We start from the raw sequence: 15,129 nt of genomic DNA, 5'->3' as shown, positions 1-15,129 counted from the left end.
TTTTCGTGCGCTGTGCTTCGAACTTGGCCAACAAGCGTTACCTTAGCAGCTAACTCAGCCCAGGCACCCTCACGGCACCCGGAAGGTTCTACTTAGTGCTGCTCCGTTCCCGACCTGACACGGTTCATAGATTCCCGTCGCGTGAGACCCAGACATCAACGCCGCTTACTAAGGGCAGCCTCACCAGCTTTTGCCCTCTGCACAGCTTCACCCCTGCTATAGCGGATTGCAGGTACAAGGTACCGCTAACACCCCGGCTGCACGAGATTATATTATAAATTGTTTTTAGAAAAATGTCAACCGTTATGGAGAGCTTATGAAAAAAATACTATTGACAGCGATAAATGCAAAATATATACATTCTAATCTTGCCGTATATAGTCTGAAAGCATATGCGGAGGAGGTATTGGGAGAAAAATGTCCCCGGATTGAGATTGCAGAACACACGATTAACCAGCAGATGGACGAGATTCTGATGGACATTTATAAGAGAAAGCCGGATGTGCTGTGTCTGTCCTGTTATATCTGGAATATCAGATATGTGGAAGATGTGGTGAAAGAGACGGCAAAGATTCTGCCGGATACTGTTATCTGGCTGGGCGGTCCGGAGGTATCCTACGATGCGCCGGATGTGCTGAAGCGCCTTCCCCAGGCGGCGGGAGTAATGAAAGGAGAAGGGGAAGAGACCTTCGCGGCACTGGTGTCCGACAGCGAATTGGATAGCATGGAGGGCATTACCTGGCGTGCCGGAGACGGCAGGATTATAGAAAATCCTTGGCGGGATGTGATGGATTTAAATAGAGTACCTTTCATTTACCGTGATATGGAAAGGTTTGAGAATAAAATTGTTTATTATGAAAGCAGCAGAGGCTGCCCCTTTTCTTGCAGCTATTGCCTGTCTTCGGTGGATAAGAAGCTCCGCTTCCGGAACCTGGAACTTGTGAAGCAGGAGCTGCAGTTTTTTATTGAAAAAGAAGTGCCGCAGGTGAAATTCGTTGACCGGACCTTCAATTGCAGGCATGAACATGCAATGGCTATTTGGGAGTATCTGGTCCGGCACGACAGGGGAATTACGAACTTCCATTTTGAAGTGTCTGCGGATCTTCTGAATGATGAAGAAATTGCGCTGATCCAGTCTATGCGGCCGGGATTGATTCAACTGGAAATCGGTGTGCAGTCCACCAACCCGGACACGATACGGGAGATACGGCGGACAATGCAGTTTCCAAGGGTGGCAGAGCGGGTGCGGGAGATTCAGAAAAACGGGAATGTCCATCAGCATCTGGATTTGATTGCGGGGCTGCCTTACGAGGATATAGAAAGCTTCGCCCGGTCATTTGATGATGTATACGCGCTTCGCCCCCAGCAGCTCCAGCTTGGTTTCCTGAAAGTGCTGAAAGGCTCCTATATGGAAGAGCGGCGTGAGGACTATGGTCTGGTATATAAGGATGCACCGCCCTATGAAGTGCTGTGTACCAGATGGCTGTCTTATGCGGATGTGCTCCGATTAAAGGGCGTTGAAGAGATGGTGGAGGAGTACTATAATAGCGGACAATTTACGCAGAGTTTGAAGGCACTGGAAGAAAAGTATGAGTCAGCATTTGCTATGTATGAAGAACTGGCAGTATATTATGCGGCTTATGCGCAGCGGGGCGCCAGCCCTTCCCGGGCGGCAAAATATGAGATATTCCTTGCGTTTGCGGCAAAAAAGGACGCAGGCAGGACAGAACTCTACCGGGAGCTTCTGACCTACGATTATTATCTGCGGGAAAATGCGAAGAGCCGGCCGGCATTTGCGGGAGAGTACCGGATGGCGAAAGAAGAGCTGCGCACATTTTATGAAAATGAGGCAAGAGAGCACAAATATCTGTCCGGATATGAAGAATATGACAAGAATCAGATGCGGAGAATGACCCATCTGGAGCGCTTTTTGCAGATGGGAAAGACCATTCTTTTTGATTATAGAAACAGAAATCCGCTTACGAAAGAAGCGGAAGTAATTCTGATTGCAAAATCACAGTAAAGAGTATACAATACTTAGAAAGTGTCTCACGCTTCGGAAACCGGAGCGAGTTGACACAGTTAGATAGAGAAAAGAGGCGGTAAGGATGAAGTTTAATGATAAAAGAACGAAGCGGATTGTTGCCATTGTAATCCTTTTGGTCATTGTGGCAATGGTAGCTACTATGACGATACCGTATCTGCTGGTATAACCTCCGGCGGACAGATAAGAAGGAGGGAACGCAATGCAGCAGACAGAGATGGAAGCTTCAGAATATGTGTGTGTGACAAAGGTTTCCTGCGGCAGCGCGAGAGAATCAGGCGGTTTTGCATTTGCCGCTGCGGTCAATGAAGCGGCAGCAAAAGGAGCTGCTCTGCGAGGCGCGCGGATAAAGATTATGCTGCCGGATAGTACGTTCAAATCCCGGATGAACGGGATGCGGAAGTTCATGAAAAAGCTGTCAGAGGAAGCGGGAATCGGGACGGCGGAAATAGAAGCCGGGTTTAACCCGGCGCTGAAATGCCCCATGACGATTGTGACTGTGTATGGGCAGGGGAACGCTACCCCCCGAAGGCAAACCGCTTCTTGGGAGAAAGCGAACCGTAAAGGCGGGGAAATCGTGCAGGCAGGATGGCTTGGACTGGCAGGAACGCTTTATATATTAGAGGAAAAGGAAGAAGAACTTTCGGCAAGGTTTACCCGGACCTTTTTAGGACAGATCAGGTCTTACAGAAGTCAGATTTTTGCAGATAAGAAGATAGAAGCGGCGATCGGAGGCGAAGCGGGGCTTATCCGGCAGGCAGATGAAGGCGGAATTCTGGCTGCGCTTCATTATCTGGCGCAGGATGCAGGAACGGGACTTTCTGTGGATATGAAGAAAATGTTTGTAAAGCAGGAGACTATAGAAGTGTGTGAACATTTCCGGCTGAATCCTTATCAGCTCATGTCGGCCGGGTGCTTCCTGGCGGTGGCGGATGACGGAGAAGCGCTGGCAGCAAGGTTCAGGCAGGAAGGGATGGAAGCCGCCGTCATCGGGCGGCTGACAGATAATCATGACAAAATAATTACCAACGGAGAAGAATTCCGGTACGTAGACCGTCCGGCTCCGGATGAGTGGATGAAAATATGGATATAATGGAGGAAGAAATATGGAAAACATCAGACGGCAGATTTTAAATTATCTGGAGACAAACAGCAGAATTGACCTTAAGGAACTTGCGGTGCTTCTGGGAACGGACGAAGTGACAGTTGTCAATGAAGTTGCGGCGATGGAGAAGGAGAAAATCATCTGCGGCTACCATACCCTGATTGATTGGGATCGGGCCGGCGTAGAGCTGGTAAACGCTTTGATTGAAGTGCGGGTGACGCCGCAGAGAGGCAAAGGATTTGACCGGATTGCAGAGCGGATTTACAAATACCCTGAAGTGACGGCAGTGTATCTGATTTCCGGTGACTATGATCTCCTGGTTACGATGGAGGGAAAGACTCTTCAGGGAGTGTCACGTTTTGTATCGGACAAACTTTCGCCGATCGAAGAAGTGGTGGGAACCGCTACACATTTTATTCTGAAAAAATATAAAGATCATGGCACCGTCATGGGACAGAAAAAAACAGAGGAAAGGATACTGGTGACACCGTAATGAGAAATCCATTGTCAAAAAAAGTTGTAGAAATCGAACCATCCGGTATCCGCAAATTCTTTGATGTGGTAAATGAGATGGAAGATGCGATTTCCCTTGGCGTGGGGGAACCGGATTTTGATACGCCCTGGAGAATACGGGAAGAAGGAATCTATTCTCTGGAAAGAGGAAGAACATTCTATACGTCTAATGCGGGGCTTAAGGAATTAAAAGAAGAAATTGCGAAGTATGAGTCGAGAAAGATCGGTGTTTCTTATAATCCGAATACAGAGATTATTGTGACGGTAGGAGGAAGCGAAGGAATTGATATTGCGCTCCGGGCGATGCTGGAGCCGGGAGATGAAGTGCTGATTCCGCAGCCGAGCTATGTGTCTTATCTGCCATGTACCGTGCTGGCGGATGGTGTACCGGTGGTAATCCCACTGCAGCAGAAGAATGAATTTAAGTTGACGGCTGAAGAGCTGGAGGCAGCGATTACGCCTAAGACCAAGATTCTTGTTATGCCATTTCCTAATAATCCTACGGGAGCGATTATGACCCGGGAAGACTTAGAGCCGATTGCAAAAGTGATTGAAAAGCATGATTTATTTGTGCTTTCTGATGAAATCTATTCTGAGCTTACATACCAGTGCAGCCATACTTCCATTGCATCCCTGCCCGGGATGAGGGAGAGAACACTGGTAATTAATGGGTTTTCCAAAGGGTTTGCCATGACGGGCTGGCGTCTTGGTTATGTGTGCGGACCGAAGCTTATTATCGAACAGATGGTGAAAATACATCAGTACGCGATTATGTGTGCGCCGACAAACAGTCAATACGCTGCTGTGGAAGCACTGCGTAACTGTGACGGTGAAGTGCAGCAGATGCGTGAAGCCTATAACCAGCGGAGAAGATTCCTGGTGCATGAATTTAAGCGGATGAAGCTGGAGTGCTTTGAGCCATACGGCGCTTTCTATATTTTCCCCAATATCCAGGAATTTGGCATGACGTCAGAAGAATTTGCGACGCGCTTCCTGGAAGAAGAGAAGGTAGCAGTAGTTCCCGGAACTGCATTCGGAGCGTGCGGAGAAGGTTTCCTGCGGATTTCTTATGCGTATTCGCTGGAAGACCTGAAAGAAGCAATCGGGCGTCTGGGGGCATTTATCGGAAGACTCAGGAATCAGCAGGGAGTGCGGTGGAATGATTAATATTGTATTGCATGAGCCGGAGATTCCGGCAAATACCGGGAATATCGGACGAACCTGCGTGGCGGCGGGAGCGAGGCTGCATCTGATTGAGCCGCTGGGCTTCCGGCTGGACGAAAAGAGTCTGAAGCGGGCAGGGATGGACTACTGGAATGACCTGGATGTGCAGACTTACATTGATTTTGATGATTTTATGGAAAAGAATCCGGGAGCGAAGATTTATATGGCAACGACGAAAGCGCCAAATGTATATACGGATGTGAACTATGAGCCGGATTGTTATATTATGTTTGGAAAGGAAAGCGGAGGAATACCGGAAGAGATATTGGTAAAACATAAGGAAGACAGCGTGCGTATACCTATGGTAGGAGACATCCGTTCCCTGAATCTCGGAAACTCGGTGGCAATCGTCCTGTACGAGGCATTAAGGCAGAATGGATTTGCAGGGATGAACCTGGAGGGACAGCTGCACAGGCTCGAGTGGGAGTAAATGAAATTTTATAAAACATTAACCAGTTTTACTAGACTTTTTCATTCTTCCATAGTACAATTTGTACAACAAGAGAGGTGGTGAACAAATGGTAGAAGAGACCATTAAGACGATAAGGGAGGCAGAGCAGCAGGCGGAAGAGATTGTCAGACAGTCAGAAGCCAGATGCGCTGATATCCTGAATCATGCATCGGAAGAGGCCGGAAAAATCAAAGAAAAAGCTTTGGAAGATGCGAAAACAAAAGCGGAAAAAGCGTTGGATGCAGCAAAAGCAGAAGGGGAGAAGGAAATGCAGGAAGCGCTTTCCGGCGTGGAGAAAGAGATGGCGGCGCTGAAAGCAGCCGCGAAAAAAAAGGAAGCTGCTGCCGTTGACGCGGTGATAGCGAACCTCATGTAGTATGCAGAAAAATAACGAAAAAGGAGGGATGAGGTTATGTCAGTATTGCAGATGCAAAGAGTAAGTATCTGCGCACTTAAAAAAGACCGTAAGGTTATCCTGGAAAAGCTCCAGTCTATGGGAATTATGGAGATGAATCAGATCATAGACGATGACGAAGATTTTGCAAAAATGGATACACTGAATGCCAGGCAGAACTTTGAGAAAAAAGCGCAGCTGACGGATCAGGCGCTGGACGTACTGGAACGCTACGTTCCGGAAAAGCATTCGCTGTTCGCTGCTCTGGAAGGGAAGAAGCTGGTAGAAGAGGAAGTGTTCCGGAAGGCAGAAGCGGACAAGGAGGAAATCATTGGCAGGGCAAACCATTTACTTGCCCTGGACAAAGAGATTGCAGAAAGCAAGGCGGACATTCTGAAGCTTCGGAATCAGATAGAAAGCCTGCAGCCCTGGCTTGGACTGGAGGTTCCTATGAATTATCCGGGCACAAAAACCACCGCTATGCTTGTGGGGACGATGGCGGGCAGTGTTACGCTGGAAGATATCTATGCAGCGGTTGCCGGACATGCGCCGGAAGTTGAGGCTTATGACGTACAGATTGTGGAGTCCGACAAGGATGCAGTCTATCTGGCAGTATTCTGTATGAAGGAGCAGGAACAGACAGTAGAAAATGCTCTCAGGGCAGAAGGATTTGCCAGACCGTCACAGATGACGAACAGGGTGCCGAAAGAGCTGGAAGCAATGCTCGAGGCGGAAATAGAAAATTTAGATAAGAAAATTGCCAGGCTTACGGAAGAGATTGAAGGGTATGCGGGCAGCAGGGAAGACCTGAAGTTGATATCCGATTATTTCCGCATGAGAGCGGAAAAATATGAAGTGCTGGGGACAATTCCACAGTCTCAGCGGACATTTGTCATCAGCGGATACGTGGCGAAAAGGGCGGTTCCGGCGGTTCAGAAAGCAATTGGTGAGAGGTTTGACTGCATTGTGGATGTGGAGGAACTGAAAGAAGATGAAGAAGCGCCGGTTATTCTGCAGAATAATAAGTTTTCTTCCAGTGTGGAAGGCGTGCTTGAATCTTACGGACTGCCGCATAAAGGTGAAGTAGATCCGACGGTGGTTATGTCGTTTTTTTATGTGTTCTTCTTTGGAATGATGCTTTCAGATGCGGCGTACGGAGCGATTATTGCAATCGGATGCTTTGCCGCACTTAAGAAGTTCCCGCGTATGAGCGAGGGAATGCACAAATCATTGAAGATGTTTATGTATTGCGGAGTTTCCACAATGATATGGGGAATCTTGTTTGGCGGATATTTTGGAAATGTGGTAGATATTGTATCAGCGACATTTTTCGGGAAGACAGTTACCATTCCGGCGCTATGGTTTGTGCCGCTGGATGACCCGATGAAGCTGTTGGTATTTTCCATGCTGTTTGGCGTTATTCATCTTTTTACCGGACTTGGAATCAAAGGTTATGCTTATTTGAAAGATGGCAAAGTGATGGACTTTTTCTGTGACGTAATTCTTTGGTATGCATTTCTGGTGGGACTGATACTGATGCTTCTGCCCACAGATATTTTCGCATCCATTGCGCAGACGAAGATTACGTTCTCGCCGGGATTGCAGACATTTTCAAAAGGACTGGCAATATTCGGCGCGGTAGGTCTGCTGCTTATGTCAGGGCGGGCGAATAAGAACCCGGCGCTGAGAATCGCACTGGGGGCTTACGACCTTTACAATGTAACCGGATGGCTGAGCGATGTGCTGTCCTACTCCCGTCTGCTGGCGCTGGGACTTGCTACAGGCGTTATCGCTTCGGTTATTAACCAGATGGCAAGCATGTTCGGCAGCGGAGTTGTGGGGGCAATCGGATTTATACTGGTGTTCCTTGTGGGACATACATTGAATCTGGCGATTAACCTGTTGGGAGCATATGTACACACGAACCGTCTTCAGTTTGTGGAATTCTTTGGTAAATTTTATGAAGGCGGCGGGAAGGCGTTCGAGCCGTTTAAAGCAGATACAAAATATGTAGATATTAAGGAGGAAAATTTGTAATGAATATTTTAAGTAATATGGGGCTTGTTTATGCATTATTGGGAGCAGCGTTAGCTGTTATTTTGGCAGGTATGGGTTCTGCCTATGGTGTTGGTGTCGCAGGACAGGCGGCAGCCGGAGTTGTAACGGAGGATCCGGCAAAATTCGCAAAGGTATTGATTATTCAGCTTCTGCCCGGTACGCAGGGTATTTACGGGCTGCTGGTAGCGTTTATTACGCTTTCTAAGGTTGGACTTCTGGGCGGACAACCGGCTGATCTGGATGTGCAGACAGGTCTTCTGATATTGGTAGCCTGCCTTCCAATCGCGATCGTAGGACTGATTTCCGCAAGACACCAGGGCAAGACGGCAGTAGCGTCTATCGGAATTGTTGCAAAGAAACCGGATCAGTTCGGTAAAGCAATGCTTTTCCCGGCGATGGTTGAGACTTATGCAATCCTTGCACTTTTGATCTCTATTCTTGCAGTAAACTCCATTCAGATATAAGCTGTTTAGGCTGGCACAAAGATGGGTAGAAGAGTAAGAGAAGAAAGGAAAAAGGAGAGCTGAGAATGACTGGATTAGAGAAAATGAAAAACCAGATTCTGGATGAGGCAAAATCGCTTGCAGAGGCGAAGGTATCGGATGCAGAGAATCAGGCGCAGGAAATCCTTGAGGCAGCGAAAGCAGAAGCGGCGAAGACTGCCGCCGGCATCTCCCAAAAATCAGAGGCGGACGTGGCAAATTATACGGAGCGTATCGCATCTTCTATTGATTTGCAGAGAAGAACCAGAGTCCTGTCTGCAAAGCAGGAAGTGATTGCGGAGGTTCTGAACAAAGCCTATGAGAAACTGAAAGCAATGGAAACGGCCGATTATTTTGCCATGATGATGAAAATACTCGATAAGTATGTGCTTGCGCAGGCGGGAGAAATTTATTTTTCACAGGCGGACGTTAACAGGATGCCTGCGGACTGCCGCGCGGAGATTGAGAAGATTGCGAAGGCAAAAGGCGGAAGCCTTAAGATCTGCAGTCAGGAAAAAGGGATAGAAGGCGGGTTTGTCCTTGCTTATGGCGGTATCGAAGAAAACTGTACCTTAAGAGCAATGTTTGACGCAAAAAGAGATGAACTGTCGGACGAGGCTCATCGGCTGCTGTTTTCGTAGAGTGTAATGGAGGAGTAGAATGAGTGAACAATATACCTACGCGGTTGCGCGCATACGTGCTCTGGAGGTTTCGCTGTTCTCCAATGCGACCATTGACCAGCTGATGGCTTGCCAGACCTACGAACAATGTCTGCAGTTTTTGGCTGAGCGTGGATGGGGTGATGGAGAGACGAACCCGGAGGCAGAAGCTATGCTTGCCAGAGAGGAAGAGAAAATCTGGGAGATAGTGGAAGAACTGTCCATTGATATGGAGAAGTTCGACGTGCTTTCTTACCCGAAGCTTTTCCATAACCTGAAGGCTGCGATTAAAGAAGTGTGTACGGAAGAGACGACTCCCCACATTTTCTATGAAGATGTAAGTATTCCGGGAAAAGAAATGCTGGAGATTGTAAGAGAAAAAGACTTTGGACGTCTTCCGCCCAATATGCGGGAGGCGGCAGGCGAAGCATATGACACACTGCTTCACACGAGAGACGGTCAATTGTGCGATGTGATTATCGATAAGGCGGCGCTTACTGTAATCCATCAGGCGGGGGAAGAGGCAAAGGATGCTATTATCCGTGATTATGCCGAGTCCACGGTTGCGGTCGCAGACATTAAGATTGCCGTTAGGTCGCAGAAAACCGCGAAATCTTTGGAGTTTATGAAGCGTGCTATGGCTGAATGCGGCAGCATCAATGTTGACCGGCTTGCCAAAGCGGCGCTTGGCGGAATGGATACGATCCGGGAGTATTTGTCGGAAACGGTCTATGCAGAGGGCGCAGATGCGCTTGCTGAGTCGCCTTCTGCTTTTGAACGGTGGTGTGACAACCGGATTATTCAGACAATCAGTCCGCAGAAATATGAAGCATTTACCATAGGTCCCGTGGTGGCCTATGTATTAGCAAGACAGAATGAGATTAAAACGGTACGAATCATACTTTCAGGTAAATTAAATAACCTGCCGGATGATTCCATCCGGGAAAGGGTAAGGGAAATGTATGTATAGGATTGCGGTAGTAGGCGATTACGATAGTATTTATGGCTTCGCTGCGCTGGGGCTGGACACATTTCCTGTAAATACCCACGAGGAGGCCGGAGAAACGCTGCGCAGGCTTGCAGAAGGTGAATATGGGATTATCTATATCACGGAGAGCTGGGCGGCAGATTTACAACATGAAATTGAGAGATATCAGGGACAGGTGACACCGGCGATTATTCAGATTCCGGGAATTGCGGGCAATACCGGAGCCGGAGTGGCGAGTGTTAAGAAATCGGTGGAAGTAGCAGTTGGTTCTGATATTTTATTTGGAAATTAAGAAAGAGGTGATTCGTTCGTTATGAGTACAGGTACGATTAAAAAAGTAGCGGGACCGCTGGTTATCGCGTCCGGTATGCGTGATGCAAACATGTCCGACGTTGTACGTGTAAGCGATCAGCGTTTGATTGGGGAAATCATCGAGATGCACGGGGACGAGGCGTCTATTCAGGTATATGAGGAAACCTCCGGCCTGGGGCCGGGCGAACCGGTTGTGTCTACAGGTTCCCCCATGTCTGTTGAGCTGGGGCCTGGTCTGATTGCAAGTATTTATGATGGTATTCAGCGTCCGCTTGATGATATTATGAGAGTTTCAGGAAATAACCTGAAGCGTGGCGTGGAGGTTGCATCCTTAAAGAGAGATAAGAAATGGGAATTTGTTCCAGTGGCAAAAGCCGGAGACGAGGTGGAAGCCGGAGATGTGCTGGGAACGGTTCAGGAGACGCCTGTTGTTCAGCAGAAGATTATGGTTCCCTATGGAGTGAAAGGAAAAGTAAAGAAAATTAAAGCCGGGGAATTTACGGTAGAAGATGTTGTGGTAGTGGTGGAGACTGCGGACGGAGTAAAAGAGCTTACCATGATGCAGAAGTGGCCGGTCCGTAAAGGACGCCCTTATGTAAAGAAGCTTCCGCCGGAGAAACCGCTTGTGACAGGACAGAGAGTAATCGACACATTCTTCCCGATTGCAAAGGGAGGCGTGGCTGCGGTTCCGGGACCATTCGGAAGCGGCAAGACGGTTATCCAGCATCAGCTTGCCAAGTGGGCTGAGGCTGATATTGTAGTTTATATCGGATGCGGTGAGCGTGGAAATGAGATGACAGACGTTCTGAATGAATTTCCGGAACTGAAAGACCCGAAGACGGGACGTTCTCTTATGGAGCGTACGGTTCTGATTGCAAATACTTCCGATATGCCTTTCGCTGCCCGTGAAGCATCCATCTATACAGGTATTACGATTGCAGAGTATTTCCGTGATATGGGATATTCCGTAGCGCTTATGGCAGATTCTACTTCAAGATGGGCGGAGTCTCTCCGTGAGATGTCAGGACGTTTGGAAGAGATGCCCGGTGAAGAAGGATATCCGGCATATTTGGGATCACGTCTTGCAGAGTTCTATGAACGCGCAGGTCATGTAATCTCCCTGGGAAAAGACGGAAGAGAGGGAGCGCTTTCTGTAATCGGAGCCGTATCTCCTCCGGGCGGTGATATTTCCGAGCCGGTATCCCAGGCAACTTTGCGTATTGTTAAGGTATTCTGGGGACTGGACGCATCTTTGGCGTATAAGAGACATTTCCCTGCAATTAACTGGCTGACTAGTTATTCATTATATGTAGATAATATGCAGGGCTGGTTCAACAGTGAAGTCGCTCCGGACTGGATGGAAGATCGTCAGAAGATGATGAGCCTTTTGCAGGAAGAAGCAGAACTGGAAGAAATTGTTAAGATGGTAGGTATGGACGCACTGTCCCCGACAGAACGGCTGAAGATGGAAGCAGCCCGTTCTATCCGCGAGGACTTCCTGCACCAGAACTCTTTCCATGAAGTAGATACCTATACGCCGCTGCGTAAACAATATCTGATGATGAAATTGGTAATTGCTTTTTATGAGCTGTCATCGGAAGCATTGGCGAAGGGCGCGTCTCTTCAGAAATTGCTTGGAATGGCGGTAAGAGAAAGAATCGGACGTTATAAATATACACTGGCAGAAAATATTGAGACAGAGTATGAGAAGATTATGGGTGAATTGCATGCAGAGATTGCAGGTTCGTTCGGGAAGGAGGACTTCTAATTATGCCAAAAGAATATAGAACCATACAGGAAGTTGCCGGACCGCTGATGATGGTAAAAGGCGTGGAGGATGTCAAATATGACGAGCTTGGCGAGATTGAGCTTGCCAGCGGTGAGAAACGCCGCTGCAAGGTACTGGAAGTAGACGGGGATAACGTGGTTGTACAGCTCTTCGAGAATGCCAGCGGTATCAATCTGAGCAACAGCAAGATCCGTTTCCTGGGAAGGAGCATGGAGCTTGGCGTATCCGGCGATATGCTGGGACGTGTCTTCGACGGTCTGGGAAGTCCGATTGACGACGGGCCGGAAATCCTGCCGGAGGAAAGAAGAGATATTAACGGCCTGCCGATGAATCCGGCGGCAAGAGTGTACCCGGAGGAATTTATCCAGACAGGTGTGTCGGCCATTGACGGCCTGAATACCCTGGTCCGTGGACAGAAGCTCCCGATTTTCTCCTGCTCCGGTCTGCCGCATTCACAGCTTGCAGCGCAGATTGCGAGACAGGCGAAGGTGCGTGGAACAGACGAGAACTTTGCCGTTGTATTTGCCGCAATGGGTATTACCTTTGAGGAATCCAACTTCTTCATTGAGTCCTTCAAGGAGACAGGGGCTATCGACAGGACGGTGCTGTTCATTAACCTGGCAAATGACCCGGCGGTTGAGCGTATTTCCACACCGCGTATGGCGCTGACAGCAGCAGAATATCTGGCGTTTGAGAAGGATATGCATGTATTGGTTATCCTGACGGATATTACAAACTACGCAGATGCGCTCCGTGAGGTGTCGGCAGCCCGCAAGGAGGTCCCGGGACGCCGCGGTTATCCGGGATATATGTACACAGACCTTGCCAGTCTGTATGAAAGAGCCGGACGGCAGAGAGGAAAGAGCGGAAGTATCACTATGATTCCGATTCTTACCATGCCGGAGGATGACAAGACCCATCCGATTCCTGACCTTACCGGATACATTACCGAAGGACAGGTAATCTTAAGCCGTGAATTGTACCGGAAAGGACTGCAGCCTCCGATTGACGTACTGCCGTCTCTGTCACGATTGAAAGATAAAGGTATTGGAGAAGGAAAGACAAGAGCCGACCATGCCAATACCATGAACCAGTTATTTGCCGCATATTCCCGTGGTAAAGACGCAAAAGAACTGATGACTATTCTTGGAGAAGCTGCCCTTACAGATATCGACCTTCTCTATGCAAAATTTGCAGATGCATTCGAAAAAGAATACGTATCCCAGGGGTACAATACGGATCGTTCCATCGAGGAAACACTGGAAATTGGCTGGAAACTGCTGTCTATGCTTCCGAGAGCAGAACTGAAACGTATCGATGATAAGTACCTGGATATGTACTACGGAAAGCAGTAAGCCGTGCGCAGATGTATAGAAAATTTATGATAAGGAGGTGCGGCAATGGCGTCTAAGCAGATTACTCCTACCCGTATGGAGCTTACCCGGACGAAGAAGAAACTGGCTACCGCAAGAAAGGGCCATAAGCTTTTGAAAGATAAGCGGGATGAGCTGATGCGTCAGTTCCTGGAACTGGTTCGGGAGAATATGGCGCTTCGGCAGAAGGTAGAAGCCGGAATTTCTTCGGCAAATAAGAATTTTGTCATTGCAAAAGCCGGTATGGATGCGGCTACACTGAACACCGCATTGATGGCGCCGAAACAGGAGGTAAGCCTGGAGGTAGGACAGCGGAATGTTATGAGCGTAGACGTCCCGGTTTTCCAGACTAAGACCAGGACAGCGGATGCAAATGATATTTATTCTTATGGATTCGCCTTTACCTCCAGTGACCTGGATGGCGCGGTGAAGTCCCTGGCGGATATTCTGCCGGATATGCTGAAGCTTGCGGAAACAGAAAAAGCGTGTCAGCTTATGGCGGCTGAGATTGAGAAGACCAGGCGCCGTGTAAATGCGTTGGAACATGTGACGATTCCGGAAGCGCAGGAGACGATTAAATATATTACGATGAAACTGGATGAGAATGAAAGAAGCTCACAGATCCGACTGATGAAAGTTAAGGATATGATGCTGGAAGAAGCTCATCATTACAGCGAGAGAGCGTAAAAATTGAAGATGTAATTTTAAAGAAGCGGCGTAATCTCCGAAAGGCGGTTACGCTGCTTTTTATTGTATTCAGGTATCTCATATGTTATGATTTAAATGTTCAAATGTTATACTGTATACTGCGACTCAAGGAGGTTACTATGGAAACCAATGAAATTGTAACGCTTTATCATGGTTCAAAATCAGGGATTTGTGGTGCGATTGCCCCTATAAGCCGGGAACGCTGTGATTTTGGAAAAGGATTTTATATGGGAACTGACCGAACGCAGCCACTTACTTTAATTTGCAATTATCCGAATGCCAAAATGTATACGTTAAGTGTCGATTTATCTGATCTTAAAATTCTTGATGTAGAAGTGGGATTAGATTGGGGCGACATGATTATTGGATATATTGCCAATGACAGGATGTTTGTTGTCCTGGATCGCTTTTTTAATGGAGAAATTACGGATATGGCACTGATTCATAGTCTTTCAGCATTAAAGCTTGGTAAGCAATATGTGGCTTTAACAGAAAAGGCTTGCAAAAAAATAAAAATCCTTGATGAGCAGGTACTTAGCGAGAAGGATCGGGATAAACTAAAACAAGAAAGTGAGGCCAACCGTTCAAAAGGCGTTGCAATGGCAGAGGAAATTTGCAGAAAATATCGTCGGAAGGGTCGGTTCTTTGAACTTGCTCTGACAAATGGATTAGATTGTCCGGCATTTATAGAAGCTTTTATGAACAGCAGAACTGCTGCCGCCCTTGATGACGTCTATGATCGCTTGCAATGGGCGGGCGAGGAATATATTCTTGATGAATTGAATGATGAAGTCAGGGGACTCAGAAAGGCTGGTACAACGTATTCTTCGGAAATAATGTACTGGATAGGGTATATCTACCGTTATTGGCATTATTACACGGGTGAAAAAAGTCATGAAATATATAAAATGGCTGATGCTAAAACAATGCGTGAATGTTGGCTTGGCTTTCATACTCTTGATGTTACAATGGCTATTGACAATTTGAAAGAAATTTATAAGCAAAAATAGCATATTTCCGCTCACTGCA

15 protein-coding genes and 1 other RNA gene are annotated in these 15,129 nt (G+C 47.7%); 15 read left to right on the top strand and 1 reads right to left on the bottom strand.

The window, feature by feature from the left end; all coding sequences use genetic code 11:
- Nucleotides 1-3: 3 nt before the first annotated feature.
- Nucleotides 4-265, bottom strand: an RNA gene (gene ffs, locus OCV99_RS06710) — signal recognition particle sRNA large type.
- 51 nt (nt 266-316) lie between these two features.
- Here ffs and OCV99_RS06705 point away from each other — a divergent pair.
- The 15 genes from OCV99_RS06705 (at nt 317) to OCV99_RS06635 (ending at nt 15,110) form a co-directional block, all read left to right on the top strand.
- A complete protein-coding gene (locus tag OCV99_RS06705) occupies nt 317-2,023 on the top strand; it encodes a B12-binding domain-containing radical SAM protein (RefSeq protein ID WP_158369337.1) in 1,707 nt (568 codons plus the stop codon).
- Nucleotides 2,024-2,246: 223 nt separating this feature from the next.
- Complete coding sequence (locus tag OCV99_RS06700) at nt 2,247-3,137, top strand: AIR synthase-related protein (protein WP_158369336.1); 891 nt, start codon at nt 2,247-2,249, stop codon at nt 3,135-3,137.
- Between the two features lie 13 nt (nt 3,138-3,150).
- Nucleotides 3,151-3,642 (top strand): Lrp/AsnC family transcriptional regulator, encoded by a 492-nt coding sequence (locus tag OCV99_RS06695; RefSeq protein ID WP_158369335.1) that lies wholly within the window; start codon nt 3,151-3,153, stop codon nt 3,640-3,642.
- Complete coding sequence (locus OCV99_RS06690) at nt 3,642-4,829, top strand: aminotransferase class I/II-fold pyridoxal phosphate-dependent enzyme (RefSeq protein WP_158369334.1); 1,188 nt, start codon at nt 3,642-3,644, stop codon at nt 4,827-4,829. The genes OCV99_RS06695 and OCV99_RS06690 overlap by 1 nt, the downstream gene beginning before the upstream one ends.
- The gene (locus OCV99_RS06685; protein ID WP_158369333.1) at nt 4,822-5,316 is read left to right on the top strand and encodes a tRNA (cytidine(34)-2'-O)-methyltransferase; all 495 of its coding nucleotides are present in this window, start codon (nt 4,822-4,824) and stop codon (nt 5,314-5,316) included. The genes OCV99_RS06690 and OCV99_RS06685 overlap by 8 nt, the downstream gene beginning before the upstream one ends.
- Before the next feature lie 88 nt (nt 5,317-5,404).
- The gene (locus OCV99_RS06680; RefSeq protein ID WP_158369332.1) at nt 5,405-5,713 is read left to right on the top strand and encodes a hypothetical protein; all 309 of its coding nucleotides are present in this window, start codon (nt 5,405-5,407) and stop codon (nt 5,711-5,713) included.
- 36 nt (nt 5,714-5,749) lie between these two features.
- Nucleotides 5,750-7,768: a V-type ATP synthase subunit I gene (locus OCV99_RS06675; RefSeq protein ID WP_158369331.1), complete on the top strand. Its 2,019-nt coding sequence runs from the start codon at nt 5,750-5,752 to the stop codon at nt 7,766-7,768.
- A complete protein-coding gene (locus tag OCV99_RS06670; RefSeq protein WP_158369330.1) occupies nt 7,768-8,253 on the top strand; it encodes a V-type ATP synthase subunit K in 486 nt (161 codons plus the stop codon). Before OCV99_RS06675 ends, OCV99_RS06670 begins: the two co-directional genes overlap by 1 nt.
- A gap of 65 nt (nt 8,254-8,318) precedes the next feature.
- On the top strand, nt 8,319-8,912 hold the full coding sequence (locus tag OCV99_RS06665) for a V-type ATP synthase subunit E (protein ID WP_158369329.1): 594 nt from the start codon (nt 8,319-8,321) through the stop codon (nt 8,910-8,912).
- A 19-nt stretch (nt 8,913-8,931) separates the two neighbouring features.
- A complete protein-coding gene (locus OCV99_RS06660) occupies nt 8,932-9,900 on the top strand; it encodes a V0D/AC39 family V-type ATPase subunit (RefSeq protein ID WP_158369328.1) in 969 nt (322 codons plus the stop codon).
- A complete protein-coding gene (locus OCV99_RS06655) occupies nt 9,893-10,210 on the top strand; it encodes a V-type ATP synthase subunit F (RefSeq protein ID WP_158369327.1) in 318 nt (105 codons plus the stop codon). Before OCV99_RS06660 ends, OCV99_RS06655 begins: the two co-directional genes overlap by 8 nt.
- Nucleotides 10,211-10,231: 21 nt before the next feature.
- A complete protein-coding gene (locus OCV99_RS06650) occupies nt 10,232-11,998 on the top strand; it encodes a V-type ATP synthase subunit A (protein WP_158369326.1) in 1,767 nt (588 codons plus the stop codon).
- Between the two features lie 2 nt (nt 11,999-12,000).
- Nucleotides 12,001-13,374, top strand: coding sequence for a V-type ATP synthase subunit B (locus OCV99_RS06645; protein ID WP_158369325.1), 1,374 nt, complete (start codon nt 12,001-12,003; stop codon nt 13,372-13,374).
- Between the two features lie 45 nt (nt 13,375-13,419).
- On the top strand, nt 13,420-14,079 hold the full coding sequence (locus OCV99_RS06640; RefSeq protein ID WP_158369324.1) for a V-type ATP synthase subunit D: 660 nt from the start codon (nt 13,420-13,422) through the stop codon (nt 14,077-14,079).
- 140 nt (nt 14,080-14,219) lie between these two features.
- Nucleotides 14,220-15,110, top strand: coding sequence for a DUF3990 domain-containing protein (locus OCV99_RS06635; RefSeq protein WP_262575067.1), 891 nt, complete (start codon nt 14,220-14,222; stop codon nt 15,108-15,110).
- Nucleotides 15,111-15,129: the final 19 nt, after the last annotated feature.

Origin of the sequence: Dorea acetigenes (assembly GCF_025567385.1) — a bacterium.
Taxonomy (GTDB): Bacteria; Bacillota; Clostridia; order Lachnospirales; family Lachnospiraceae; genus Claveliimonas; species Claveliimonas acetigenes.
This window is presented reverse-complemented; position numbering and strand designations above follow the sequence as displayed.